The 25261-nt window shown below is 66.3% G+C and carries 28 protein-coding genes; 14 read left to right on the forward strand and 14 right to left on the reverse strand.

Going from position 1 to position 25261, the window contains the following annotated elements:
• Positions 1 to 280 precede the first annotated feature (280 nt).
• From ACO05L_RS08220 to ACO05L_RS08235, 4 genes are read left to right on the forward strand one after another with little or no spacing between them, the layout of a single operon-like run.
• Positions 281 to 574, forward strand: a complete 294-nt coding sequence (locus tag ACO05L_RS08220; RefSeq protein ID WP_421728695.1) for a hypothetical protein — start codon at positions 281 to 283, stop codon at positions 572 to 574.
• Positions 575 to 604: 30 nt separating this feature from the next.
• On the forward strand, positions 605 to 1144 hold the full coding sequence (locus tag ACO05L_RS08225) for a DOMON-like domain-containing protein (RefSeq protein WP_421728696.1): 540 nt from the start codon (positions 605 to 607) through the stop codon (positions 1142 to 1144).
• Positions 1141 to 2346: an exo-beta-N-acetylmuramidase NamZ family protein gene (locus ACO05L_RS08230; protein ID WP_421728697.1), complete on the forward strand. Its 1206-nt coding sequence runs from the start codon at positions 1141 to 1143 to the stop codon at positions 2344 to 2346. The genes ACO05L_RS08225 and ACO05L_RS08230 overlap by 4 nt, the downstream gene beginning before the upstream one ends.
• Positions 2347 to 2351: 5 nt before the next feature.
• Positions 2352 to 2903, forward strand: a complete 552-nt coding sequence (locus ACO05L_RS08235; RefSeq protein WP_421728698.1) for a 2'-5' RNA ligase family protein — start codon at positions 2352 to 2354, stop codon at positions 2901 to 2903.
• A gap of 4 nt (positions 2904 to 2907) precedes the next feature.
• On the opposite strand, the gene ACO05L_RS08240 is transcribed toward ACO05L_RS08235, so the two are convergent.
• Both ACO05L_RS08240 and ACO05L_RS08245 read right to left on the reverse strand, forming a co-directional pair.
• The gene (locus ACO05L_RS08240; protein WP_421728699.1) at positions 2908 to 3726 is read right to left on the reverse strand and encodes a transporter; all 819 of its coding nucleotides are present in this window, start codon (positions 3724 to 3726) and stop codon (positions 2908 to 2910) included.
• A gap of 53 nt (positions 3727 to 3779) precedes the next feature.
• Complete coding sequence (locus ACO05L_RS08245; RefSeq protein WP_421728700.1) at positions 3780 to 4430, reverse strand: alpha/beta hydrolase; 651 nt, start codon at positions 4428 to 4430, stop codon at positions 3780 to 3782.
• A 156-nt stretch (positions 4431 to 4586) separates the two neighbouring features.
• Here ACO05L_RS08245 and ACO05L_RS08250 point away from each other — a divergent pair, with 156 nt between their 5' ends.
• The 9 genes from ACO05L_RS08250 to ACO05L_RS08290 are packed head-to-tail and all read left to right on the forward strand — an operon-like array spanning position 4587 to position 11892.
• The gene (locus ACO05L_RS08250; protein WP_421728701.1) at positions 4587 to 5078 is read left to right on the forward strand and encodes an Rrf2 family transcriptional regulator; all 492 of its coding nucleotides are present in this window, start codon (positions 4587 to 4589) and stop codon (positions 5076 to 5078) included.
• Entirely contained in the window at positions 5075 to 6220 is a 1146-nt protein-coding gene (locus ACO05L_RS08255; protein WP_421728702.1) for a cysteine desulfurase family protein, read from the forward strand. The genes ACO05L_RS08250 and ACO05L_RS08255 overlap by 4 nt, the downstream gene beginning before the upstream one ends.
• Positions 6220 to 7686: a Fe-S cluster assembly protein SufB gene (gene sufB / locus ACO05L_RS08260; protein WP_421728703.1), complete on the forward strand. Its 1467-nt coding sequence runs from the start codon at positions 6220 to 6222 to the stop codon at positions 7684 to 7686. The genes ACO05L_RS08255 and sufB overlap by 1 nt, the downstream gene beginning before the upstream one ends.
• A gap of 13 nt (positions 7687 to 7699) precedes the next feature.
• Positions 7700 to 8449 carry a Fe-S cluster assembly ATPase SufC gene (gene sufC / locus ACO05L_RS08265; protein WP_421728704.1) on the forward strand — a complete coding sequence of 250 codons (750 nt, stop codon included), beginning with the start codon at positions 7700 to 7702 and terminating at the stop codon, positions 8447 to 8449.
• Positions 8446 to 9480 (forward strand): Fe-S cluster assembly protein SufD, encoded by a 1035-nt coding sequence (sufD, locus tag ACO05L_RS08270; protein WP_421728705.1) that lies wholly within the window; start codon positions 8446 to 8448, stop codon positions 9478 to 9480. Before sufC ends, sufD begins: the two co-directional genes overlap by 4 nt.
• Positions 9459 to 10703 carry an aminotransferase class V-fold PLP-dependent enzyme gene (locus tag ACO05L_RS08275; protein ID WP_421728706.1) on the forward strand — a complete coding sequence of 415 codons (1245 nt, stop codon included), beginning with the start codon at positions 9459 to 9461 and terminating at the stop codon, positions 10701 to 10703. The genes sufD and ACO05L_RS08275 overlap by 22 nt, the downstream gene beginning before the upstream one ends.
• Positions 10703 to 11101, forward strand: a complete 399-nt coding sequence (locus tag ACO05L_RS08280; protein WP_421728707.1) for an SUF system Fe-S cluster assembly protein — start codon at positions 10703 to 10705, stop codon at positions 11099 to 11101. The genes ACO05L_RS08275 and ACO05L_RS08280 overlap by 1 nt, the downstream gene beginning before the upstream one ends.
• 8 nt (positions 11102 to 11109) lie before the next feature.
• Positions 11110 to 11505 (forward strand): HesB/IscA family protein, encoded by a 396-nt coding sequence (locus tag ACO05L_RS08285; protein ID WP_421728708.1) that lies wholly within the window; start codon positions 11110 to 11112, stop codon positions 11503 to 11505.
• A gap of 6 nt (positions 11506 to 11511) precedes the next feature.
• On the forward strand, positions 11512 to 11892 hold the full coding sequence (locus tag ACO05L_RS08290; RefSeq protein WP_421728709.1) for a TfoX/Sxy family protein: 381 nt from the start codon (positions 11512 to 11514) through the stop codon (positions 11890 to 11892).
• On the opposite strand, the gene ACO05L_RS08295 is transcribed toward ACO05L_RS08290, so the two are convergent.
• The 12 genes from ACO05L_RS08295 to alr all read right to left on the reverse strand — a co-directional run bounded on the left by ACO05L_RS08295 (position 11884) and on the right by alr (position 24872).
• Positions 11884 to 12654, reverse strand: a complete 771-nt coding sequence (locus ACO05L_RS08295; protein ID WP_421728710.1) for a lysophospholipid acyltransferase family protein — start codon at positions 12652 to 12654, stop codon at positions 11884 to 11886. The genes ACO05L_RS08290 and ACO05L_RS08295 overlap by 9 nt on opposite strands.
• A gap of 44 nt (positions 12655 to 12698) precedes the next feature.
• On the reverse strand, positions 12699 to 13754 hold the full coding sequence (locus ACO05L_RS08300; RefSeq protein WP_421728711.1) for a diguanylate cyclase domain-containing protein: 1056 nt from the start codon (positions 13752 to 13754) through the stop codon (positions 12699 to 12701).
• Between the two features lie 110 nt (positions 13755 to 13864).
• A complete protein-coding gene (locus ACO05L_RS08305) occupies positions 13865 to 15502 on the reverse strand; it encodes a DEAD/DEAH box helicase (RefSeq protein ID WP_421728712.1) in 1638 nt (545 codons plus the stop codon).
• 178 nt (positions 15503 to 15680) lie between these two features.
• Entirely contained in the window at positions 15681 to 16247 is a 567-nt protein-coding gene (locus tag ACO05L_RS08310) for a peptidase S14 (RefSeq protein WP_421728713.1), read from the reverse strand.
• A gap of 57 nt (positions 16248 to 16304) precedes the next feature.
• Positions 16305 to 18428 carry a DNA topoisomerase IV subunit B gene (gene parE / locus ACO05L_RS08315; protein ID WP_421728714.1) on the reverse strand — a complete coding sequence of 708 codons (2124 nt, stop codon included), beginning with the start codon at positions 18426 to 18428 and terminating at the stop codon, positions 16305 to 16307.
• Entirely contained in the window at positions 18397 to 19737 is a 1341-nt protein-coding gene (locus tag ACO05L_RS08320; RefSeq protein WP_421728715.1) for an O-antigen ligase family protein, read from the reverse strand. Before ACO05L_RS08320 ends, parE begins: the two co-directional genes overlap by 32 nt.
• A 51-nt stretch (positions 19738 to 19788) precedes the next feature.
• Positions 19789 to 21321, reverse strand: a complete 1533-nt coding sequence (locus ACO05L_RS08325) for a UbiD family decarboxylase (protein WP_421728716.1) — start codon at positions 21319 to 21321, stop codon at positions 19789 to 19791.
• 37 nt (positions 21322 to 21358) lie between these two features.
• Positions 21359 to 22015: a Pr6Pr family membrane protein gene (locus ACO05L_RS08330; protein WP_421728717.1), complete on the reverse strand. Its 657-nt coding sequence runs from the start codon at positions 22013 to 22015 to the stop codon at positions 21359 to 21361.
• Positions 22015 to 22263: a helix-turn-helix domain-containing protein gene (locus ACO05L_RS08335; protein ID WP_421728718.1), complete on the reverse strand. Its 249-nt coding sequence runs from the start codon at positions 22261 to 22263 to the stop codon at positions 22015 to 22017. The genes ACO05L_RS08330 and ACO05L_RS08335 overlap by 1 nt, the downstream gene beginning before the upstream one ends.
• Positions 22264 to 22283: 20 nt before the next feature.
• Positions 22284 to 23120 carry an aldo/keto reductase gene (locus ACO05L_RS08340; RefSeq protein WP_421728719.1) on the reverse strand — a complete coding sequence of 279 codons (837 nt, stop codon included), beginning with the start codon at positions 23118 to 23120 and terminating at the stop codon, positions 22284 to 22286.
• Between the two features lie 131 nt (positions 23121 to 23251).
• Entirely contained in the window at positions 23252 to 23698 is a 447-nt protein-coding gene (locus ACO05L_RS08345; RefSeq protein WP_421728720.1) for a biopolymer transporter ExbD, read from the reverse strand.
• A 133-nt stretch (positions 23699 to 23831) separates the two neighbouring features.
• The gene (alr, locus tag ACO05L_RS08350) at positions 23832 to 24872 is read right to left on the reverse strand and encodes an alanine racemase (protein ID WP_421728721.1); all 1041 of its coding nucleotides are present in this window, start codon (positions 24870 to 24872) and stop codon (positions 23832 to 23834) included.
• A gap of 57 nt (positions 24873 to 24929) precedes the next feature.
• On the opposite strand from alr, the gene ACO05L_RS08355 reads away from it, so the two are divergent.
• Positions 24930 to 25253, forward strand: a complete 324-nt coding sequence (locus tag ACO05L_RS08355; protein ID WP_421728722.1) for a hypothetical protein — start codon at positions 24930 to 24932, stop codon at positions 25251 to 25253.
• Positions 25254 to 25261 lie beyond the last annotated feature (8 nt).

The following is a 25261-nucleotide window of genomic DNA, read 5'->3' on the forward strand; positions in this document are numbered from 1 at the left end:
GTTAGCAGGGAGGCCAGCGGGCGTCATCCGTTTACCGGAAGGGTCGCGCCGCCAGCGGGGGCGGCGCGTGGGTTCGCAGCCGCTCGCTAGCTCAGCGAGCGGTAATAGAGGCCGGAAAGGGCGCGGGCGGCGAACATGAGGTCAGCTAAGGCCGCCAGGACCTGTCGGTCAAGCCTGAGGGCCATGCGACATGAAGGCGAATGCCGACGCCGGCCCTTGAAGCGAGATGCCGACATGGTCGATTAGAAGATCAAGGTTGCCTTGCCGACGGGGATTCGAGATGGCTGTTGAAGTGAGAAATCCGGCGGCCGTCCGGCTGCTGATCGGCTGGGTGGTCGTCGGCATTCTGACCCTGGGCGGTTTGATGGCCATCGGCTTCGTGCCGACCAACCCCGGCGCCACCCAGATTTTCGTCTTCGCTGTCGTCGCCCTGATGTTCCAGGGCGGAGCCGCCATGGCGACGGTGAAGCGCGGTCATGTGCGCCTGGCCTGGATCATCATGCTGTTTCCGCAGGTGCTGATGCTGATCGCGACCGTCCTGATCCTGGCCCTCTACTTCGCCGGGCGCGGTTGACGGCGGGCTGACACCCTCTATCGAAACGTCATGACCATCGAACGCGCCCTGATACCCTATCCCGGATCTCGTCCCGATGGCTCCGGCCGCATCGACATCACTGTGGACCGCGAGAGCCAGGGCTGCGTGGCCGTGACCTTCAAGGCCTCGGGCTTTGTCGGCGGCGTGACCCTGCCGGAGCGCGGGGAGCCGAGCCATCGCGACGGGCTGTGGGAGCACACCTGTTGCGAGGTCTTCGCCATGCGCCAGGACGGCAGCTATGCCGAGTTCAACCTGGCGCCCTCCGCCGACTGGGCCGCCTATGGCTTCACCGGCTATCGTCAGGACATGAGCCTTCTGGATGCGCCCCGACCCCGCATCCGCTCGCGCGCCACGGACGGCGGCTTCGTGCTGGAGGCCTTCATCCCCTGGCGGGACTGGTCCGAAGTCGTCTCCATCGCCGTTTCGGCCGTGATCGAGACGCCGGATGGCGAGAAAACCTATTGGGCCCTGGCTCACGCCTCGGACAAGCCCGATTTCCATCATCCTGGCTCCTTCATCCTGACGCCGCCAGTTCTGGATCGACCATGAAGACCGGCCTTGATCGCCTGCTGTCCGAACCCGAGCTTCAGGCCGCTCTGAAGGGCCGGCGGGTCGCGCTTCTGGCCCACCCGGCCTCGGTGAGCGAGGACCTGACCCATGCGGTGGATGCGATTGCGGCCCTGCCAGGCATCACCCTGACCGCTGCCTTTGGTCCCCAGCACGGGATGAAGGGCGATCTGCAGGACAACATGATGGAGAGCCCGGACGAGACCGATCCGGTCCACGGCATCCCCGTCTTCAGCCTGTATGGCGAGGTGCGTCGCCCTTCCGATGCGTCGATGGCGACGTTCGACGTCATCCTGATCGACCTTCAGGACCTGGGCTGCCGGATCTACACCTTCATCACCACCCTGCTCTATGTGCTGGAAGCCGCTGAAAAGCATGGCAAGGCCGTCTGGGTGCTGGATCGGCCCAATCCTGCCGGTCGTCCGGTCGAGGGGCTGACGCTGCGTTCCGGCTGGGAAAGCTTCGTCGGCGCAGGCCCCATGCCGATGCGCCACGGCATGACCCTGGGCGAGCTCGGCCACTGGTTCATCGACCATTTCAAACTGAAGGTTCCGGAATACCGCGTCGTCGAGATGCAGGGATGGGAACCCGAGGCGGCGCCCGGCTATGGCTGGCCGCTGAATGAACGCGCCTGGATCAACCCCAGCCCCAATGCGCCCAATGTGTCGATGGCCCGGGCCTATGCGGGCACGGTCATGCTGGAAGGCGCGACCTTGTCCGAGGGCAGGGGGACCACCCGTCCGCTGGAGCTGTTCGGCGCCCCCGACATCGACGCCCGCGCCGTCATCGCCGAGATGAAGGCCCTGGCTCCTGAATGGCTGAAGGGCTGCGTCCTGCGCGATTGCTGGTTCCAGCCGACCTTCCACAAGCACGTCGGCCAGTTGTGCAGCGGGGTGCAGATCCACTGTGAAGGTCCCCATTACGACCACGCCGCCTTTAAGCCGTGGCGGGTCCAGGCCCTGGCCTTCAAGGCCGTGCGGCGCCTCTATCCCGACTACGACCTGTGGCGCGATTTTCCGTATGAGTATGCGTTTGGCAAGCTGGCCATCGACGTGATCAACGGCAGTCCGCTGCTGCGCGAATGGGTCGATGACGCTGCCGCCACGCCCGCCGATCTCGACGCCTTGGCGCTTCCCGACGAGGCGGCCTGGGAAGAGACGCGCAAGCCATATCTGCTCTATTGAGCCAGTTGGGTCTCGATCTCGGACCCGTGGCGGGCGGGGCTTCGCAAGAAGGCGAGGTCTATTTCTGCTTCAAGGCGCCGCCCTCCGTCGTGGAAAAGACGGCGCCACTGGTGAACGGGCTGAAGGCCGAGGGGCTGATCTCGCGGGTCCAGCCGCCTGACACCTGGCACATCAGCCTGACCTCGGCCGGGCCGTATCAGGACGCACGGGAAATCGCCGCGAAGGCGGGCGCCCTCGCCGATGGCGTGCGAGGCGAGCCGTTCACATTTGAGCTGAGCCAACTTCTGCCGTTCGGCGGGCCGACTGCGGTTCTGGCCCCGGCGATCATGCCTGCGCCCGCGATCAAACTACAACGCGACCTCGCGCTCGGACTGAGGCGGCCGGCTTTCAAACCCAAGGTGGGTCTGAACCCGCACATGACGATCGCATGGACCGATGCGCCTGTCCCAGCGCGGCGGCTGGATGAGTTCATCGTCTGGCCGGTGACGGAGTTCTGCCTGGTGCTCAGCCGACCGAAGCGCGGTCACGAAATTCTGGGTCGCTGGCCTCTGGGTTAGAGGGTCAGAACCGCCGCGCCACCCCCACGCCGAACTCCACGTCCGGGCTTTCGTCGTTCAGGCCGAAATTGACGCCGAAATCGAGCTGGGCGTCGGCCAGGAAGGGCGGGCTCCAGACGGCGGTCAGGTCGAAGGTCGATTGCGTCGATGCGCCATCGGGGTCGTCGTCATGACTGACCCAGATCTCGGCCCCCAGCGCCCAGGGGCCGAAGCTGCGGCCAATGCCCGCGACCATCGTATAGGCGGCGTGGGATCCCTCGCCGGACCCGTCGCGGACGATGTCCACCTCAGGCGACAGGCTCAGGCCCCAGTCGTCGTTCAGAGGCACGGAAACGGGGACGACGATCCCGCCCTCGATACCGTCGGCGCGCACGGCGTCCGACCCGGTCGGCAGGCCGACGAACCCGGCCACGGCCGCCGACAGTCCGCTGCCGTCGGGATTGGCCAGAGAGTGGCGGAAGCCGATGGAGATGTCGCTGGTACCGTCAACCTTTTCGCGGAGGCCCGTCGCGCGGTCGGTTACCTCTTCCGAGACATAGGGGGTGATGCCGAACTGGATCTCGGTCAGGGGCGTCAGGCCGTAGCGGACGAAGGTATCGCCATAACCCCAGGACTCGTATTTGAAGCCTTCATCCCGCTGGCGGGCGCCGTCGAACAGCCCGACCTCGAACTGGACGTGGCCCTGATCCAGGATACAGGTCGGCGTGCCCTTGCCTGGCCGGTCCGCGCAGAAGTCGCGCAAGGCCGCGTCCTGCGCGGACGCAGGCGCGGCGAAGCTGAGCAGGCAGGCCGCAGCCAGCGCCGGCGTCAGTAAATGTCTCATGGTTATCCCCCGATTTCGCACCGCTATAACGCGGATCGGAGCAGGGCAGAACCTTAGGCCGGTTCGGCTTCCAGGCGCTTGTCCAGATACAGGCCCACGCGGCGATCGACGGCGTCCATGTGGTTCTGCCAGAAGTGGCTGGCGCCTTCTTCCAGCTCATAGTCGATGACGATGCCCTTTTGGGTCCGCAGCTTGTTGACCACGCGCTCGACCTCGACCGGCGGCACGATGGTGTCGGCGGTGCCGTGCAGGAACAGGCCGGACGCCGGGCAGGGGGCCAGGAAGGAGAAGTCGTACATGTTCGACGGCGGCGAGACCGAGATGAAGCCGTCCGTTTCCGGGCGACGCATCAACAGCTGCATGCCGATATAGGCGCCGAACTGATAGCCGGCGACCCAGGTCTGGGTCGCGGCGGGGTTGTTGGACTGCAGCCAGTCCAGGGCGGTGGCCGCGTCGGCCAGCTCGCCGATGCCGCTATCAAACTCGCCCTGGGACTTGCCCACGCCGCGCGAGTTGTAACGCAGGGTCGCAAAGCCGCGCTGCTGGAACAGCTGGTGCAGGGTGACCGTGACCGGGTTGTTCATATGTCCGCCCGCCTTGGGGTGCGGATGCAGGATCAGGGCGATGGGAGCGTTGGCGCGCTTGCCCGGGGAATAGCGGCCTTCGATACGACCGGAGGCGCCGGGCAGGATGACTTCAGGCATAGGGCTCTGGAATCCGTTCAATCGATCATTTGGAGGCGGGAATACTTGACTGCGGGGGTAGGACTTTCTAAGTCCGCCCTGCGCATCGTCGCCTGTCAGAAGGCGCGGGTCTTAGCACAGAGGCTCCAAAAAGCGCGAGATTTTTGAAGGTGCGCAATGCGTCTGTCGACCAAGGGACGATACGCCGTGATGGCGATGGCCGATCTGGCCAAGAACGGCCGTGGCGCCGACGGGTCCGCACGCGCTGTTTCCCTGGCTGAGATCGCTGCGCGCCAGGAAATTTCATTGAGTTATCTGGAGCAGCTGTTTGCGCGCCTGAGGAAGGGCGGCCTGGTGCTCAGCGTGCGTGGACCCGGCGGCGGCTACCGCCTGGCCCGCACGGCGCACGAGACGGTGGTCGCCGAAATCGTCCTGGCCGTGGACGAGCCCATTCGCGCCACGCGCTGCGCCTCCCAGGCCTCGCCCAAGGGCTGTATGATGGCCGGCGAGCGCTGCATCACTCACAATCTCTGGGAAGACCTGGGCGACGAAATCCATCGCTATCTGGCCGGCGTCTCGCTGGAAGACGTGGTTATGAACCGTACCGGCTCCCGGCGTCGCGGCGAGCAGAACATGGGCTCCGAGCCGGGGATGGGGGCGGCGGCATGAACGCGACGCCTATCTATCTCGACTACAATGCGACCGCCCTCGTTCGCCCCGAAGTCTTGGCGGCCGTGACCGCTGTTCTGACCGATGGCGGTAACGCCTCGGCCATCCATGCCCTGGGCCGCAAGGCGCGGGCGCGGATCGAGACCGCGCGCGCCAAGGTCGCCGCTCTGGTCGGGGCCGACAGCCAGGCGGTGATCTTCTCTTCCGGCGGTACGGAATCCAACGGCCAGGGCCTGGCCAGCGCCATCGCCGCCGGCTGCGAGCGGTTGATCGTCGGCGCCACCGAACATCCCTGCATCCTGGAAGCTGCTGTGGCCTCGGGCCTGCCGGTCAAGATGCTGCCTGTCGACGCCAATGGCGTGATCCTGCCGGGCAAGCTGTCCGAACTGCTTCGCGCCCCCGGCAAGGCGGTCGTGGCCATCCACCACGCCAACAACGAAAGCGGCGTCATCCAGCCCATCGCCGCCGCCGCCCGTCTGGTGCGCGAGGCGGGCGGCTGGCTGCACGTCGATGCGGTGCAGTCGGCGGGCAAGATCGCCGTCGACATGCGCAGCCTGGGCGCCGACAGCTTGACGCTCTCAGCCCACAAGCTGGGCGGTCCTCAGGGCGTGGGCGCCCTGGTGATGGGCGAAGGGCGCACCGCCGTCGCCGTCATCCACGGCGCAGGCCAGGAACGCGGTCTGCGGGGCGGAACGGAGAATGTCGCCGGCATCACCGGCTTCGGCGTCGCCGCCGACCTGTCCTTGCAGGCGCTGGCCCAAGTCGAAGTGCACCGTGCCTGGCGCGACGCGGCCCAGACGATCGTAAAGGCCCACGGCGCCACCGTGATCGGCGCGGGCGCAGATCGTCTGCCCAACACCCTGTTTATGGCCGTCGCCGACTGGGACAGCCCGCAGCAGGTCATCACCCTGGATCTGGCGGGGATCATGGTCTCGGCCGGATCGGCCTGTTCCTCGGGCAAGACCAAGCCGTCGCGCGCCATTCTGGCCACCGGCCGCAGCGACCTGGCCACGGGGGGCATGCGCGCCTCAGGCGGTTGGGCCACGACCGAAGCCGACTGGACCGCTTTCGCCCTGGCTTGGTCCACCGCCTATGACCGCCAGCGTGAGCGGGCCGCAGACCGTAACAGGAAGGTCGCCTGATGGCTGCTGTTCAGGAAACCATCGACGCCGTCGCCGCACTGGAAAAGTACGAGCATGGCTTCACGTCCGAGATCGAGACGGAGTACGCGCCACGCGGGCTGAACGCCGACATCATCCGCTTTATCTCCGACAAGAAGGGCGAGCCGGAATGGATGCTGGAATGGCGCCTGGCCGCCTATGAGCGCTGGCTGGCGATGGAGGAGCCGACCTGGGCCTCGGTCGACTATACGCCGGTCGATTACCAGTCGCTGTTCTACTATGCCGCGCCCAAGAAGAAGGACGGGCCCAAGTCGCTGGACGAGGTCGATCCCGAACTGCTGGCCATCTACGCCAAGCTGGGCATCCCCCTGGGCGAGCAGGCGGTGCTGGCCGGGGTCGAGGGCGCGCCCCGATACGCCGTGGACGCCGTGTTCGACAGCGTCAGCGTGGTCACGACCTTCAAGGAAGAACTGGCCAAGGTCGGCGTCATCTTCATGCCGATCTCGGAAGCCATTCGCGAACACCCCGAACTGGTGCGCCAGTATCTGGGATCGGTCGTGCCTGTCTCGGACAACTATTTCGCCGCCCTGAACAGCGCCGTGTTTTCAGACGGTTCGTTCGTTTACATCCCGCCGGGTGTGAAGTGTCCGATGGAGCTGTCGACCTATTTCCGCATCAATGCGAGCCAGACCGGCCAGTTCGAGCGCACCCTGATCATCGCCGACAAGGGCAGCTACTGCTCCTACCTTGAGGGCTGTACGGCCCCGATGCGCGACGAGAACCAGTTGCATGCGGCGGTGGTCGAGATCGTGGCCCTGGACGACGCCGAGGTGAAATACTCGACCGTCCAGAATTGGTACCCCGGCGACGCCGAGGGCAAGGGCGGCATCTACAACTTTGTCACCAAGCGCGCGGACTGCCGCGGCGACCGCTCCAAGGTCAGCTGGACCCAGGTCGAGACCGGCTCGGCCGTGACCTGGAAATATCCGTCCTGCGTCCTGAAGGGCGAGGAGAGCTCGGGCGAGTTCTATTCCATCGCCATCACCAACGGACATCAGCAGGCCGACACCGGCACCAAGATGATCCACCTGGGCAAGAACTCGAAGTCGCGGATCATCGCCAAGGCCGTCTCGGCGGGCAAGTCGGACTCGACCTATCGCGGTCTGGTCTCGGTGCACCCCAAGGCGACGGGGGTACGCAACTTCACCCAGTGCGATTCCTTGCTCATCGGCGGCGACTGCGGCTCCCACACCGTGCCCTATATCGAGGCCCGCAACGGCTCGGCCCAGCTGGAGCATGAGGCGACGACGACGCGTCTGTCGGATGACCAACTCTTCTACGCCCAGCAGCGCGGGCTTTCGCAGGAAGAGGCCGTGGCCCTGCTGGTCAACGGCTTCGTGCGCGACGTGATGCAGAAGCTGCCGATGGAGTTCGCCGTCGAGGCGCAAAAACTCGTAGCGATCAGCCTCGAAGGCTCGGTCGGATAATCAAGAAGAAACAATGCTGAAGATCAACAACCTCCACGTTTCCGTCGGCGACAAGCCGATCCTCAAGGGCCTGACGCTCGACGTTCCGGCGGGCGAGGTGCACGCCATCATGGGGCCGAACGGGGCCGGCAAGTCGACGCTGGGCTACGCCCTGTCGGGCCGTCCCGGCTATGAGGCCACCGAAGGCTCCGTCAACTGGGCGGGCGAGAACCTGCTCGACCTCGACCCGGCGGCGCGGGCGGCCAAGGGCGTCTTCCTGTCCTTCCAGTATCCGATCGAGATCCCCGGCGTGCCGGCCCTGACCTTCGTGCGCACGGCGCTGAACGCCCAGAAGCGGGCGCGCGGCGAGGACGAGGTGTCGGCGCCCGCCTTCCTGAAGATGGTCAAGGCGGCGTCGCAGGCGCTGAAGATGGACTTCGACATGCTGAAGCGGCCGCTGAACGTCGGCTTCTCGGGCGGTGAGAAGAAGCGGATGGAGATCCTGCAGATGGCGCTGCTGGAGCCGTCGCTGCTGATCCTGGATGAGACGGATTCGGGCCTCGACATCGACGCCCTGCGCATCGTTTCGGAGGGGGTGAACGCCCTGCGCTCGCCCGACCGCGCCATGCTGGTCATCACCCACTATCAGCGCCTGCTCGACTACATCAAACCCGACCGGGTGCACGTCCTGGCGGCGGGTCGCATCGTCGCCTCGGGCGGACCTGAGCTGGCCCATGAGCTAGAGGCGGAAGGGTACGACAAATACCTGCCGGTCGCCGCTTGACCGCCCGCCTTCAGAGCCAGCCCCGGATCGACCTGAGCGACGCCTCGTCCTTCCCCTCGCGGCGGGTCGAGTCGTGGAAATACAGTGATCTGCGGCGTTATCTTCGCGAAGCGCCCAAGCCGTCGCCGACCGCCGTCGTCGGCCCGCCTGGACCCTTCTATGACCTGGGGGGAGACGCCATCGTCTTCGCCAATGGTCGGGCCGTCGGCGTCACCGACTTCATCGCCTCGGGCGAACAGACCCTGCGCCTGCGCTTCATCACTGATGCGGTGGAGACGGGGCATACGGCGTCAGCGCGCGTCGTGGCCCGGCCCGGGGCGAAACTGCTGCTGCTCGAAACCCATGAGGGCGCGGGCGCAGGCTATGTCGCCCACAACCGGCTGGATATCGACGTCGCCGCCGGCGCCGAGGTCACCCGGATCGTCCTGATCGAGGAGCCAGCCGACGCGATCTCGATCACCGACATCGACGTCCGCGTCGCCCCCGGCGGCGTCTATCGCCAGACGACGGTGACGACGGGCGCGAAACTGCAACGCCAGACCACGACCCTGAGCCATGGCGGCGAGGGCGCCGACGTGCGCATCGACGGCCTCTACACCCTGACCGGGGCACGCCACACGGATCTGACCAGCGTGGTGGATCACGTCGGCCGCGACGGTGTGACCTCGCAACTGACCAAGGGCGTCGTCCGCGACACCGCGCGCGGCGTCTTCCAGGGCAAGATCCGCATCGAGCGGGGCGCTGACGGTGTCGATGCCCGCATGGGGCACCACGCCCTGATCCTGGGCGAACGCGCCGAAGTGGACGCCAAGCCCGAGCTTGAAATCTACGCCGACGACGTTCAGTGCGCTCACGGCAATACGGTCGGCAATCTGGACGAAAGCGCGCTCTTCTACATGCAGCAGCGCGGCATTCCGGCGGACGAGGCGAGGGCGCTTCTGACCCAGGCCTTCCTGATCGAGGTCGTGGACCGGATCGAACACGAAAAGGCGCGGGAGGTGGTGCGGTCATGGCTGACGGATCGCCTGTAGTGGGCCAGACCTTCGACCCCTATGCGGTGCGCGCCCAGTTCCCGATCCTGTCGCGGACGGTGAACGGCAAGCCGCTGGTCTATCTGGACAACGCCGCCTCGGCCCAGAAGCCGCGCGTGGTAATCGACAGCCTGGTCGCCCAGATGGAGGGCAGCTACGCCAACGTCCACCGCGGCCTGCACACCCTGTCCAACGAGGCCACCGAGGCCTTCGAGGCCGCGCGTGATGTCGTCGCCCGCTTCCTGAACGCCCCGACGCCCGACAACATCGTCTGGACCAAGGGCGGCACCGAGGCGATCAATCTGGTGGCCAATGGCGTCGGTCTGTCGATCGAACCAGGCGACGAGATCATCGTCTCGGACATGGAGCACCATTCCAACATCGTGCCCTGGCACCTGCTGCGCGAGCGGCGCGGGGCGGTGCTGAAGTGGATACCGGTGCTGGACGACGGCTCGCTGGACATGGCGGCCTATGCGGAGCTGCTGGGGCCGAAGACCAAGGTCGTGGCCGTCACCCACATGTCGAACGTGCTGGGCACCATCAACCCCATCGCCGAGATCACACGGCTGGCCCATGCAGCGGGCGCGCGCGTCCTGATCGACGGCTGCCAGGGGGCGGTCCATGCGGCGCCGGATGTTCAGGCGGTTGGCTGCGACTGGTATGTCATCACCGGGCACAAGCTGTTCGGCCCCACCGGCATCGGCGCCCTGTACGGCACGACAGACGCGCTGGAATCCCTGCCCCCCTATCAGGGCGGGGGCGAGATGATCGCGGTGGTCGAGAAGGAGCGGATTACCTACGCCGCGCCGCCGCATCGGTTCGAGGCCGGCACGCCGCCGATCCTTGAGGCCATCGGTCTGGGTGTGGCGCTGGACTGGCTGTCTGGCTTCGACCGCGCTGCCGTCGCGGCCCATGAACATGCGCTGTACGAGCACGCCCGCGCCCGGCTGAACGGGCTGGACTGGCTGAGGGTCATCGGCGAGGCCGAAGGGAAGGGGGCGCTCTTGACCTTCACCGTCGCCGACGCCCACGCCCACGACATCGCACAGATCATGGACCGTTACGGCGTGGCCGTCCGGGCTGGGATGCACTGCGCCGAGCCGCTGGCGAAAAGAATGGGGGTGACGTCGAGCACCCGCGCCTCCTTCGCCCTATATAACACCGTGGAGGATGCCGACGCCTTCGTGGATGCGCTGATCAAGGCGCGCGAGTTCTTTGTGTAATGACAGATCAGTCCGAGACCCAGATTTCGCAAAGCGACGCCTTCGCCGCCGCCTGGGACGAACCCAAGGCCGCCGCCCTCAGCCAGGGCGAGCTGGATCAGCTGACCGACGACCTGATCGAGGCGCTGAAGACCGTCTATGACCCGGAGATCCCGGTCGACATCTATGAGCTGGGCCTGATCTACAAGGTCGACGTCAACGACGAGCGCGACGTGGTGGTCGAGATGACCCTGACGGCGCCCGGCTGTCCCGTCGCCGGCGAGATGCCGGGCTGGGTCGAGGATGCGGTGAAGAAGGTCGAAGGCGTCAAATCGGCCAAGGCCAACCTGGTGTTCGATCCGCCGTGGGACGCTTCCAAGATGAGCGACGAGGCCAAGCTGGCCCTGAACATGTTCTGAGAGATGCGATGACCGACCTCCAGACCACCACGCGCGTTCGCCGCCCCCGTCCCAAGGCGGTGACCCTGACCGACGCCGCCGCCGAGCGCGTCCGCGAGATCATGGCCAATGCCGAGCAGGACTACATCGCCCTGCGCGTGGGGGTGAAGAATGGCGGCTGTGCGGGTCAGGAATACACCTTCGCCTATGCCGAGGCGATCGAGCCGCTGGACGAGGTGGTCGAGGACAAGGGCGTCACCATCCTGATCGACCCCAAGGCGATCCTGTTCCTGATCGGGTCCGAGATCGACTATGAGACGACCAAGCTGGCGTCCAAGTTCGTCTTCCGCAATCCGAACCAGACCGACGCCTGCGGCTGCGGCGAGAGCGTGACCATCATCCCGGTGGCGGCGCTCGAAGCCTGATCCGACATGGCCGCGCGCGATCCCGACTTCGAGGCCTGGGTGCACGAGCATTTCGCCGCGCTCGGGACGCTGGAGATCAAGCGGATGTTCGGCGGGGCGGGCGTCTATCGCCACGGGACCATCTTCGCCCTGCTGGGCGACGGCGTGGTCTGGCTGAAGGGTGACGAGACCAATGTCCCGGCGCTAGAGGCTGCGGGATCGCGCCAGTTCACCTATCCGGGCAAGGATGGGGCGATCATGAGCCTGGGCTATTGGAGCCTGCCCGACAGCGCGACCGATGATCCGGACGAGGCCGCCGAATGGGCGCGCGGGGCGCTGGACGTGGCGCTGCGCAAGGCGGCGGCGAAACGGCCCACGAAACGATCGATCGCGCTTGGATCAGTCTGAGGCTTTCGCTGCCTCGCCCGGCCAAGGGACCTGCACCGCAGGCGCCACCGGCTTGCCCGTGGCTTCTGAAATCAACTCGGCGGTGCGGTCCTCGACGACAGCTTCGAGGCGCGCCAGGAACTCGTCCTTGGCCAGCCCGGTCGGGATCGGATCGAGGAACTCCAGCGTCGCCGTCCCTAGATGCTTGCGATAGTCCTCGCGCGGCCAGAACAGGCCCAGGTTTGACGCCAGGGGCACGACCGGCATGTCGAAATCGCGATACATGTGCCAGACGCCGGAGCGATAGCGGAACTTCTCGCCGACCTTGGCCAGATGGCCTTCGGGATAGATCAGGATCTTGCGGCCCTGGGCGTGGGCGTCGGCCGCGCGTTGCTGCAGGGCCTCGCGGGCTTCGCGACCGCCGCAGTTGTTGACGACGATGGCGCCCAGCTTGCGCAGCACCGTCCCCAGCAGCGGGAACTTTTCGAGGTGGTCGCCGGTGACGAAGGCCAGGTCGTCGAACTGGTCATAGGTAGCGAAGCCGTCGCCCCAGCTCTGGTGCTTGGATGCGATGATGAAGGCGCCGGTCGGCAACCGCTCGCGTCCGCGCACCTGGATCGTGATCCCGGCCAAAACCCGCATCGCCTGCACCATCCGCTTCACATAGCGACGGATGATCCAGGAGGTCGCCCCGCGTCCCGGCGTCAGAGCCGCAATGGCTGCCCCGGACGCGTAGATGATGGACAGGAGCCAATAGGCGACGGCGAATGTGAAGCTGCGCATGGTGGGATTATGGCACGCTGCGCGTCGGAGTCGCCCAGGTCTTCTTACGCGGCCGCGGCCATGGATTCTGCGTTGCAGACCTGGTTTCGGCCGGCGCGTTTGGCGGCGTAGAGCGCTTCGTCGGCGCGGTCCAGCAGGCTGGAGCCGGTCTCGCCCATGCGGAACTGGGCGATGCCGGCCGACAGGGTCACAGCGCCCAGTTCGTCGTTGGTCGAGCGGCGGCGCAGGGCGCGTGAGCCGATTTCGACGCGGATGGCGTTCAAAGCCTCCTCGACCACGGTGGCGGATTCGCCCGGGAAGATGATGGCGAACTCCTCGCCGCCATAACGGGCGGCGACGCGCGGCGCCTTGGAAATGCGGCCGATAACGCTGGCGACGTAGCGCAGCACCTGGTCGCCGGTCTGGTGGCCCCAGGTGTCGTTGAACCGTTTGAAGTGGTCGATATCGAGGACCGCCAGGGTAAGGTCGCTATGGTCCTTGTCGGCCTGGTCACAGGCGCGCAGCAGTTCCTCGTCGAACGCCTTGCGGTTGGCCAGGTTGGTCAGGGCGTCCGTCATCGCATCCCGGCGCACCTGTTCCAGGTGCTCGCGCAGGCGGGCGACTTCCTTGGTCGAGCTTTCCAGGCGGCGCTCCAGGGTGGCGTTCTCGCGCTGCACCTTGGACGTGGCGACGGTCAGGCCGTTGACCACCTGTTGCAGGTTCGCCGGCGCGTCAGCCTTGGTCATGTTGGCCGAGGCGTCGGCCAGGGTCACGCCATAGGCGGCCTGGGATTTCTGGGCGGCGGCGATGGCGTCCGACACGCTGGTCAGTTCGCGGTTCAGCACGGCGCCGGCGTCGCGGATTTCTTCGGAAAGGCGGCCGCGAGGCAGATATTCGGCCGCCAGCATTTCCGCCGTGCCTTCGGTGAAGGCGTCGCTGGCGTCCAGCAGACGGGTGATCTCGCGCGCCAGGGCGCCTTCGGGATCGCCAAGATAGTGCAGCCAAAGTTCGAAGTTCAGCGGAGTCGGCCAGATGCCCGCGGATTCCATTTCGGTCAGGGCGCGGCGCGCCAACACGAAGGCGTCCGGGCCTCTGAGCTTGGTTTCCACCTGGGTAGTCATTCGAAGTCCCCGACCGGCGTCTGTTCTGACGCCGTAACGGGTGCAAGCTATGCCACGATCCGTAACGCCGGGTTAAACGCGGCGCGCAAACGTGAAACGACCGACCGAGTTCAGCTTCTGCGCGTGATCGGCCGGCGCAGGAACGCAGGGATGTCGTCGCCGAAACCCTTGCCCTCACGGGCGGGTTCAAGCTCGCGCTCGTTCTTTCCGCCGGGACGACGGTCGGCCTGGCGCAACTGAGGCTCGGCTGCCCGGCGGGGCGAAGCGGTCGCTGCTACGACAGCCGGCTCGGGCTGAGGCTCGGCGATCACGGGCGGGCTGTCGGGCGCTGCGGCGGGCACACTGATCGTAGTGGTCTCGGCCTTGGAGCGTGGCGACCGGCGGCTGCGAGTCCGGCGAGCCGTGGCTTCGCCTTCCGGGGCGGCGGCTTCGACGGGCTTCGGTTTGGCGGCGGTTTCGGCCGGTGCGGTGTCAGCGACGGCTTCGACCTCTGTTTCGCGCGGAGTATCGTCGGAACGGGCCGACCGGCTTCGGCTGGACGCGCCGCGCCCGGCGGCGCCACGGCCCTTGGCCTCAGAGGCTTCGCGGCGAGGTGCGGACCCGCCGGCGCCAGACCAGTCGATGTCCAGAACCAGTTCCTGCGGATCCATCTTGATCAGCTTCAAGACCTTATCCAGGCCCTTGTCGTCGGCCGGGGTCACCAGCATGAAGGCCTGACCCAGCTTGCCCGCGCGGCCGGTCCTGCCGATGCGGTGAACATAGTCGTCGGCGTGGTGCGAGACATCGTAGTTGAAGACGTGGCTGACGTCGGGAATGTCGAGGCCGCGCGCGGCGACGTCAGAGGCCACTAGGATCTTCAGCGCGCCCGAGCGGAAGTCCGCCAAGGTCTTGGTGCGCAGGGACTGGTCGAGGTCGCCGTGGATAGGCGCGGCATCGAAACCGTGCTGTTTCAGGGACTTGGCGACGACATCGACTTCGGATTTGCGATTGCAGAAGACGATGCCGTTCTTGACGTCGTCACGTCCGACGAGGGCGCGCAGAGCGGCGCGCTTGGCCTTGGGATCGCTGGTCGGAATGCGGACCAGATACTGTGTGATGGTCTCGGCCGTCATGGCGGGGCGCGAGGCCTCGATGCGGGTCGGGTCCTTCAGGAACTGGGTCGTCAGCCGCGTGATCTCGGGCGGCATGGTCGCCGAGAAGAACAGGGTCTGGCGCTTGGGCGGGGTCAGTTTGAAGATGCGCTCGATGTCGGGGATGAAGCCCATGTCCAGCATGCGGTCGGCTTCGTCGACCACCATCAGTTCAACGCCGGTCAGCAGCATCTTGCCGCGTTCGAACAGGTCCAGCAGGCGACCCGGCGTGGCGATCAGAACGTCGACGCCCTTGTTCAGGGCGGCGACCTGGTCGCCCATGGAGACGCCGCCGATGAGCAGCACCCAGCTCAGCTTGGTGCCCTTGGCGTATTTCTCGAAAGACATGGCGACCTGGTCAGCCAGTTCGCGGGTCGGAGCCAGGACCAGGGCGCGGGGCATACGCGCCCGAGCGCGGCCCTTGGACAGGCGGTCGATAAGGGGCAGGGTGAAGGCGGCGGTCTTGCCCGTGCCGGTCTGGGCGATGCCGAGCACGTCGCGACCCGCGAGGGCGACCGGAATGGCCTGAGCCTGAATGGGGGTGGCGGTCGTATAGCCGGTATCGGCGACCGCTTGCAGGGTCGTGGGCGAAAGGCCCAGTTGTGCGAATTCTGTCATGGATCCTTGGGAACAGATGGCGCACCCATCGTGAGTGCGTGTGCGATGCGCGGAACCGCCCCTCGGTGGGCGAGCGGGCGGCGCGAATTCGCCAGACCTGTCCCGAACTTGGCCCGCATATAGAAGCCCCTTCGAAATAGTCAAGTATTCCGAAGCGTTTGCAGCGCGGGTGCGTCGTCTAGATCACGCCCTCTATAAGGCCCAGGGCCTGCGCCTCCCGGGCCTCCAGATACCAGTTCGAGGGCGCCCGCTCGAGCACCTCTTCCATGGACACCTGGGAGCCGCAGATCAGGTTCGAGAACCCCTCGTTCTGGATGGCGATCGATTGTTCCAACTCGTTCAGCAGCGCCTTCACCGAGGCGACGCAAGTGGTCAACGGCCCGACGATGTGCAGGGTCTTGTCCATCTTGCGCTCGTGGATCATCAGGCGCGTGCCCCGGGTCAGATATCGGTTCTGACGCGCGAAAAAGCTCATGAAGGTCGCGCCGGCCGAATAGATCGCCGCCTTGCCGAGGAAGACCACGCGGCGCTCCGGATTGATGTCGCTCTGGAAGCGGACATCCTCGCCCATCATGCGCGCCACCTCGGGATCGCCGCCCAGGGTCGAAAGCTCGATCACCACCAGGCCGCTGTCCGGCGCGGCGGCGAACTGGTCGCGAAATCGGTCGTACATGGCGTAGTCGACTGTCCCGGCCAGCAGGATGCGGGGCGTGTCGAACGCGCTGGCGTCTAGGGTCTGGGGCATGGCGTCAGCATCCTGGAACAGGATGGCTTAGCGCCGTCGCCGGGTCTTGAGTTCCCGTCAGACGTCCAGATCAGCCACGGCGAACTGGGCGTTGTCCTGAATGAACCGGAAACGGGCGTCGGCCTTCTTGCCCATCAGGCGCTCGACCAGATCCTCGATCTCGTCCTCGCTCTCGGGCAGGGTGACGCGGGCCAGGGTCCGCTTCTTGGGATCCATGGTGGTCTCCTTCAGCTGGGAGGCCATCATCTCGCCCAGGCCCTTGAACCGGCCCAGCTCGACCTTCTTGCCCTTGAAGGTGGTCTTCATCAGCTCTTCGCGGTGCGCCTCGTCGCGGGCGTAGTCCGACAGGGCCCCGCTGGACAGGCGATAGAGGGGGGGCAGGGCCATGAATAGGCGACCCTGGCGGATCACCTCGGGCATGGAGCGATAGAAGAAGGTGATCAGCAGGGCGGCGATGTGGGCGCCGTCCACGTCGGCGTCGGTCATGATGACGATGCGTTCGTAACGCAGCTGTTCGATATCGAAACGCGGTCCCGGCGTGACGCCTAGGGCCAGGGTCAGGTCCGACAGTTCGATATTGGCCCGCAGCTTGTCGGCAGTGGCCGAGGCGACGTTCAGGATCTTGCCGCGCAGGGGCAGGATGGCCTGGGTCGTGCGGTCGCGCGCCTGCTTGGCCGAGCCGCCGGCCGAATCGCCTTCGACGATGAACAGTTCGGTGCCGTTGGCCGAGTTGCGCGAGCAGTCCGACAGCTTGCCGGGCAGGCGCAGCTTGCGGGTGGCCTGGGCGCGCTGGACCTCCTTGTCCTTGCGGCGGCGCAGGCGGTCCTCGGCTCGGTCGATGACGAAGCCCAGCAGGGTGTTGGCCTGTTTGGGGCTCTCGGTCAGCCAGTGGTCCAGCGGGTCGCGCAGCAGGGCCTCGACCAGACGTTGGCCCTCGGGCGAGGACAGCCGGTCCTTGGTCTGGCCCTGGAACTCAGGATTGCGGATGAAGACGCTGATCATGGCCCCGGCGTTGGCGATGACGTCTTCGGCCGTGATCTGGGTCGCCCGCTTCTCGTTGCTCAGCTCGCCGTAAGCTTTCAGCCCCTTGACCAGGGCGGCGCGGAAGCCGGCCTCGTGCGTCCCGCCATCGGGGGTCGAGACGGTGTTGCAATAGGATTGGACGAAGCCGTCAGCCTCGCCAAAGCCGATGGGCGACCAGGTCACGGCCCATTCGACCGCGCCCGCCTCGCCCTTGCGCTCGACCCTGCCAGAGAAGGCGGGCGTGACGGTTTCCAGCTCTCCGACGCGCTCGTTCAGGGCGTCGGCCAGGCCGTTAGGGAAGTGGAAGGTGGCGGTCGTCGGCGTGGCGTCGGTGATCCGCTCGGCCGCGCAGGTCCATTTGATCTCGACGCCGCGGAACAGATAGGCCTTGGACCGCGTCATGCGGAACAGGCGGGCAGGCTTGAACGCCGCGCCCACGCCGAAGATTTCCGCGTCCGGGTGGAAGCGGATCAGGGTGCCCTTCTTCTTCGACGGCTGGACCTGGGCGATGGAGCCTTGCGGGATGCCGCGGCTGAACGACTGCTTCCACTCGAAGCCGTCGCGCCAGACAGTGACGTCCAGAACGTCCGACAGGGCGTTGACGACAGAGACCCCGACGCCGTGCAGGCCGCCCGAGGTCTCATAGGCCTTGCCAGAGAATTTGCCGCCCGAGTGCAGCACGGTCATGACGACTTCCAGCGCCGACTTGCCCGGATGCTTGGGGTGCGGATCGACCGGGATGCCGCGTCCGTCGTCCTTGACCGACAGGAAGCCGTCGGCGTCCAGATCGACGGTGATCAGCTTGGCGTGGCGGGCCACGGCCTCGTCCATCGCATTGTCGAGGACTTCGGCGAACAGATGGTGCAGCGCCCGCTCGTCGGTGCCGCCGATATACATGCCGGGGCGTTTGCGGACGGGCTCCAGCCCTTCCAGCACCTCGATGGAGGAGGCGGAGTAGTTGCCCGCCACGGGCGCAGCAGACGGCGTCGATCCCGGCCTTGCCGCCTCGATGGGCGGAGCCGCCGGAGCGGGCGTCGGGGCCGCTATCGGAGCCGCTGAACCGGGCGCCGTTGCGACAGGCGCAGCGGCATGGGCAGCCGCCGGTTGGGGCGTCTGCGGTTGGTCGTCATCGAAGGAGAACAGATCGGCGGGAGCCATGGGCGTACTGTGAGGCGATTCGGGGTCGCGTCAGGTAGGCCCGGCTGCGTTCCGGGGCAAGCTTGGCCTTGGGTTCCGGATCCGGCATCAGCCCGCGCGCCAGAATCGCCAGCAAAAGGGTCCAGGGCAGGTTGGCGTTGGTCAGCAGCACGCTCTCGGACAGGCTGAGCAGCAGGAAGACGGCGAAATAGGCCATGCCGAAATAGCCCTCGCGCGCGCCGGCGACCGGAATGCGGAACAGGGTGGTCGCAAAGGCCGCAAATACCGTCAGCCCGACCGAGATGGCTCCGGGCCAGCCCAACTGGACCAGCAGGTCGATCCAGCCGTTGTGCGCCGAGGGCACGGGCCACTGGGTCTCGCGCCGGATGAACTCGGCGGGAATGGAGTCGCGGCCCCAGAAGGCCTGGTATCCGAAGCCGGTCCAGGGGTGATCGGCGACGCGACGCATCAGGGCGGCCCAGATGTCGGTACGCCCGGTCAGGGACGGATCCTTGCCCAGGGCCTTGAGCACGATGGCCGGCTCGGTGATGAAGACATAGAGGCAGATGGCGGTCAGGACCACGCCGAACCAGATGCAGACCACGGCCATGGCCGGTCCGCCCTTTCGCATGGCCCACAGCGCCGCCACGATGCCGACGCCCAGCACCAGACAGAGCAGGGAGGTCTTGGACTGGGTCGCCAGCACCAGCAGGGTCGAGACCGCCAGGGTCGCGGCGGGCAGCAAGCGCCTGGGGTCCTGTGACGCCAGGCAGGCGGCGGCGGCTACGGCGCCCGCCGTCATCACCAGCCCCATCTGGTTCTTCTCGTACCAGAGGCCCCGCCACAGGCCGGCGTTGTCGTACTGGTGGATGCCGATCCTGGGGAAGCCGAACACCATCACCAGACTGCCCAGTCCCATGATCAGGCCCGACAGCATCAGCACCCGCGCCAGATGCTTCCCCCGGAAGACTGCGCCCAGGTAGATGGCGAAGAGGCTGGACATCAGAAGGGCGATGGTCCGCCGCGTGGTCACTCCGGGGTCGATCGACCAGTATTTCGAGGCATAGGCATGCAGCACCAGCAGGCCCAGAATGATCAGGGCGGGCCAGGCCCGGATGACCTGGTCAGCGCGGAGGGCCAGCAGCCCCAGCGTCACCGCATAGACCGGCAGCCAGATCAGTCTCAGCAGCGGCGTCTCTTGCTGCAACGGCGCAAACACGGGGCCGATCAGGGCGCCCGTCAGCATGACGATGATGGCGATCACCACCGCCTGCTCCCACCACGGGGGCTCAGGTTCGCTGAAATCAGGTTCTGCGCGGGCGAGACTCACGGGCCATAGAGTCCGCGAACACGCTTAACGAAGCGTGTGACCGAGCCTCTTTCAGGTCTTCCAGATCGGCGCCCCGTCACCCGGCAATCCCAAACGGTCCCACAGATCGTTGACCCGTTCGACCACGGCCTCGTCCATGCGGATTTCCTCGCCCCATTCGCGCTTGGTCTCGGGCTCCCACTTGTCGGTGGCGTCCAGACCGATCTTGGAACCCAGGCCGCTCTCGGGCGAGGCGAAGTCGAGGTAGTCGATGGGGGTCGACTCGATCACGGTGATGTCGCGGGCCGGGTCCATCTTGGTGGCGATGGCCCACATGACCTGTTTCCAGTCGCGGGCGTCGATGTCGTCGTCCACGACGATGACCCACTTGGTGTACATGAACTGGCGCAGATAGCTCCAGACGCCCAACATCACCCGCTTGGCGTGGCCCGGATAGGCCTTCTTCATCGACACCACGGCGATGCGATAGCTGCACCCCTCGGGCGGCAGCCAGAAGTCGGTGATCTCGGGGAACTGCTGACGCAGCAGGGGGATGAAGACCTCGTTCAGCGCCTCGCCCAGCACCGAGGGCTCGTCCGGCGGGCGGCCGGTGAAGGTGGTCAGATAGATGGGATCGCGGCGCATGGTGATGGCCGTGACCTTGAAGACCGGGAACTTCTCGACCGAGTTGTAATAGCCGGTGTGATCGCCGTAGGGGCCTTCGTCCTCGAACTCATCCAGCAGGACGTGGCCTTCCAGCACGATCTCGGCATTGGCCGGGACCATCAGGGGCACGGTCTTGCAGGGGACCAGTTCGGCCTTCTGGCCGCGCAGCAGACCGGCGAACTGATACTCCGACAAGGTGTCGGGCACCGGGGTCACTGCGGCCAGGATGGTGCCGGGATCGGCCCCCAGCACGACGGCGCAGGGCAGAGGCTCGCGCTTTCCAGCCTTCTTGTGGCGCGCATAGTGCTGGGCGCCGCCGCGGTGGGCCAGCCAGCGCATGATGGCCCTGTCCTTGCCCAGAACCTGCATCCGATAGATGCCCAGGTTGAAGTCGTCCTCGCGGTCGTCCGACGGGCCCTTGGTCACGACCAGACCCCAGGTGATCAGAGGGGCAGGCTCGCCGGGCCAGCAGCCCTGAACGGGCAGGGCGCCGAGGTCGATCTGGTCGCCCTTGAGCACGACCTGCTGCACGGGGGCGGTCTTCACCACCCTGGGGCGCATGGCCATGACGGTCTGCATCAGGGGCAGCATTTCTATCGCGTCACCCAGGCCGCGCGGCGGGGTGGGGTTTCTCAGGAAGGCCAGAAGCTCGCCGACCTCGCGCAGTTCTGCGGCGGTGGTGCGGGTCTTCTTCTCCATGGTGACGCCCATGGCGACGCGCTTGACGGTGCCGAACAGGTTGGCCAGGCAGGGGATGGGGCTGATCGAGCCGTCGGGCATGACGGGCTTTTCGAACAGGACCGCCGGGCCGCCGTTGCGCAACAGCCGGGTCTGGATCTCGGTCATCTCCAGATGGGTGGAGACGGGTTCGGACACCCGCACCAACTCGCCCTCGGCCTCAAGAATGGCCATGAAGTCGCGCAGGGATTTGTAGGCCATGGAATACTCTGGGATCGGCGTCGTCGGTCGATGACGCTTAGGCGGCTCCGGCCTTCAAGTCACGCCGATGGCGACGCCCGAAGGTGCGATCCAGCGTGACGATGGCCAGTCCGACCAGCAGGAAAAACATCGCTGTCGCCAGGGCGCTGACGGCGAATCCCACCCAGCCGATCTCATCCACATTGATGAAGCCATAGGGCCACCAGTGGGTCGTGACGCCGTGGACAACCGTCCAGCCGCCGTAGAGGGCGGGATACAACAGCCATTTTACCGGATCGCCCCATCGCAGCCGCCCCTTGGGCGTGAAGGCCAGCCAGTCGACCAGGAAGGCGATCGGCATGACATAGTGCAGCAGGATGTTGGCGATCAGCGTGCCCCCGGTCGGGTTCCAGTGCGCCGCCAGGATGAAGTGATAGATCAGGCCGACGACGACGATATACATCGCCACCGACGCCCGAACCCCTTCGCTGGCGCTCCATCGCGCCAGACGCCGATTGTTCGTCAGCAGCGGTCCGGTCAGGGCCAGGGCGACCAGAAGGTTCGTCAGGATGGTGAAAAAGCTGAAATAGTTGACCACTCGCTCGACCAGGGGCCAGCCGGTCTGGCCAGCCGCCATCAGCCAGAACTGGAACACCAGCGCGCCCCAGCCGACGACGGCGAAGACCAGCCGCCATGCCCGCGTCAGCCTGCTCATCAATAGGCCGGCGTGTCGGACACCAGGGCCCATAGCGGCAGGTGCAGCGCTGCAGTCGCAGCCGCAAGCTGGGCGCTGTCTAGGCGACTGCGTCCGGCCTCTACCCTGCGGATGACCTCGGGGGGCGCGTGGATGGCGGCGGCCAGGGTCTCGATGGCCACGCCGCGCTGCTCACGCCAGCGCTTCAGTCTGCGGCCCGCCGATGCGTATCGGGGCGGACCTTGTGGAAACTCAAGCACGGCGCCCATTCAGACCTCCTGCGTTCAGTCTAGCCAGCCTGATCCCATTGGAAGTCCGCGTCCAGCCAGTCGCCCAGACGTTCGTTGCGGTTGAGGGCGTCGATGCGCGCCATCTCCTCGGCTGTCAGGGCGAAATCGAAGATGTCGAAGCTTTCCCTGGCGCGGCTGACCTTGGTGGTGCGCGGAATGGCGATGATGTCCTGCTGGATCAGCCAGCGCAGGGTGACCTGCCCCGCCGACTTGCCGTGGGTCTCGCCGATCTCGCCGATCGTGGCGTCGTCGGCGATCTTGCCCTGGGCCAGGGGCGACCAGGCGGTGATCGAAGAGCCCAGGTCCGCCGCCGTCCGTTTCAGCTCGTCGACGGCCAGATAGGGGTGATGCTCGACCTGATTGGTCAGCAGTTTGGCCGACGACAGGGCCTGGGCCTGACGGAATTCCTTCGACGGGAAGTTGGACAAGCCGATGTTGCGGGTCAGGCCTTGATCCCTGGCCTCGTTCAGCGCGCCCAGGGTTTCCTCGAAGCTCGGCTTGCGCTTAGGCCAGTGCAGCAGCAGCAGGTCCGGCGTCGTTCCCAGGCTGTCGGCAGACTCCTTCGCCTGTCTCAGCAGGCCGTCGCGATCGAAATGCTCGACCCAGATCTTGGTGGTCAGGAAAATTTCGTCGCGCGGCACGCCGGAATCGCGGATGCCCTGACCGACGGCGGCCTCGTTCTTGTAGATCCAGGCGGTGTCGATGTGGCGATAGCCGATGCGCAGAGCCTCAGCGACCATCCGCGTGGCGTCCTCGGGTTCCAACTGCCAGGTGCCGAAGCCGAGCAGGGGGATGGAGACGCCGTCGACGACGATATGGGGCTGGTCGGTGGTCATGCGGGCTCCTGGAGGCAGGGGCTTCATCTAGGCGCCGCCGCCGTGTGTCGGAAGAGGCGAGGATGACAGACCAGAAAAAAGGCCGCGTCCCAGGGGGACACGGCCTCTTGTCGCTGGGAATGGGCGAAAGCCTATTCGATGTCTTCGTTCAGAAGGCCGACTTTCAGGAAGCCGTGCGTCTGAAGGTCGTTCATGACTTCCATGAACTGGTTGTAGCTGACGTCGGCCTGGGCGCGGACGAAGACGCGCTCCTCGGTGCAGCCGAGACCGGTGGGGTTGCCCACTTCGGCGCAGACATCTGCCGACAGGGTTTCGATCGACGACTGCTTGTCGGCGATGAAGATCGAGCCCGAGTCCTGGATGGAGATGTAGACCGGCTCCTTGGGCGGCGCGCCGGGGGGCGGCGGCGTTGCGGGCGGCAGGTCAAGACGAATGGAAACGGTGGCGAGCGGCGCCGACACCATGAAGATGATCAGCAGCACGAGCATGATGTCGACGAACGGCGTGACGTTGATGTCAGCGTTCTGCGAAATCGTCTTGCCGCCTTGGCCGCCGGGGCCTGCGAGTTTGGAACCCATACGCGAGTGTCTCCCTGGATGCCCGCCTCATACTGACGAGCGGCGCTTTGTTCAGTGGCTTGGTTCTTGGCGTCCTGTGGGCCGGTTGTAAAGCGGTCTTGGCCCTTGTCGGGTTCCGTTGCGTCGTTTTCGCCTATGAGGCGACATGACGCCGCGGCACACGCGCGGTGATGGAGGTGATCAGTTCATAGGCGATGGTGCCCGCCGCCGTGGCGGCGTCGTCCAGCAGCCGGTTGGGCCCGAACAGCTCGACCCTTTCGCCCAGGGCGACGTCCAGGCCAGTGACGTCGACCGCGTGAACATCCATCGACACCCGCCCCACGATGGGTCGGAGCTGGCCCGCGATCCAGACCTGTCCCTTGGGGCTATAGGTTCTCAGCAGGCCATCCGCATAGCCGGCGCCGCAGGTGGCGATTCGCCGCGTCGTTTCAGCAAGGTATCCGCGTGAATAACCCACGGTTTCGCCGGCAGGGGCGTCGCGCAGTTGCAGGATCTCGGCCGACAGGGTTGCGACGGCGGCGATTCGCTCGTGCGGACGTCCCTCGGGGCCGCCGCCATAAAGGCAGATGCCGGGCCGAACGGCGTCGAACGCATAGTCTGCTCCCAGGAAGCAGCCGCCGGAGTTGGCGAATGAGCGGATCACGTTCGGATAGAGTTGCGACGCGGCGGCGAAGGCGTCGCGCTGGCGTCGGTTCATGGGCTCGGTCGGCTCATCCGCACAGGCGAGGTGGCTCATCACCAGGGCCAGGCCTTCGAACGGCTCGGGTGCATCCTCGGGCCGGAATCCGAGCCTGTTCATGCCGGTGTCGATCTGCAGGCCGCAGGCGCCGCCGCCGGCGGCCTGCCACGCAGCCATCTGGGCTGGTTGGTTCAGCACGGGGCGGAGGTCGGCGGCCTTGAGATCGGCGGCGTCCTGGCCGACGCAGCCGTCCAGAACATAGATGACCGGCTCGGGCCCGATAGCCGCGCGCAAGGCCAGCCCCTCGGCGGCGCGGGCGACGAAGAAGGTGCGCGCGCCTTCGGCCATCAGGCGTGTGACGCAGGCGACCGACCCCAAGCCATAGGAGTCGGCCTTGACCACCGGGTTCACCGGCGCAGTCGTCAGCGCCTCCAGCGCATGGAAGTTGCGCGCGAGGGCGTCCAGATCGACGGAGAGCAGGGCAGGGGAAGACATATTCGCCTTATGCCGCAAGAATTCTGTGATGGAAGGGGGCAGGGACAATAGGGTGCAATGATGACCGCCAATCTGCACCGCCTTCCTCGCAACAAAAGGCTCTTCGTCTGGCTCTGCCTTGCGACTGGCGTCGCACTGCTGGCCATCGCGCCCTGCGCCGCCCTGGCTGCGGTTTCGTTGATGGCGATGGGGGCCGAACGCTCCGTTGGCGCTTCGGTGCTGTTCTGGACGATCTGGACCTTTCCAATCGTCTTGGTGGCGGGGCCGGGGCTGGCCTGGATCGCTTACGGCCTGAGGCGAGAAAGGACGGCCCTGGGCCTGAGTCTGTCGCCGATGGCCTGGGCGGCAGCCATCGGCGCGTGGTTTTCTCTGTTTAGTTGATGCGCCGC

The organism is Brevundimonas sp. (genome assembly GCF_965227765.1).
Lineage (GTDB): Bacteria > Pseudomonadota > Alphaproteobacteria > Caulobacterales > Caulobacteraceae > Brevundimonas.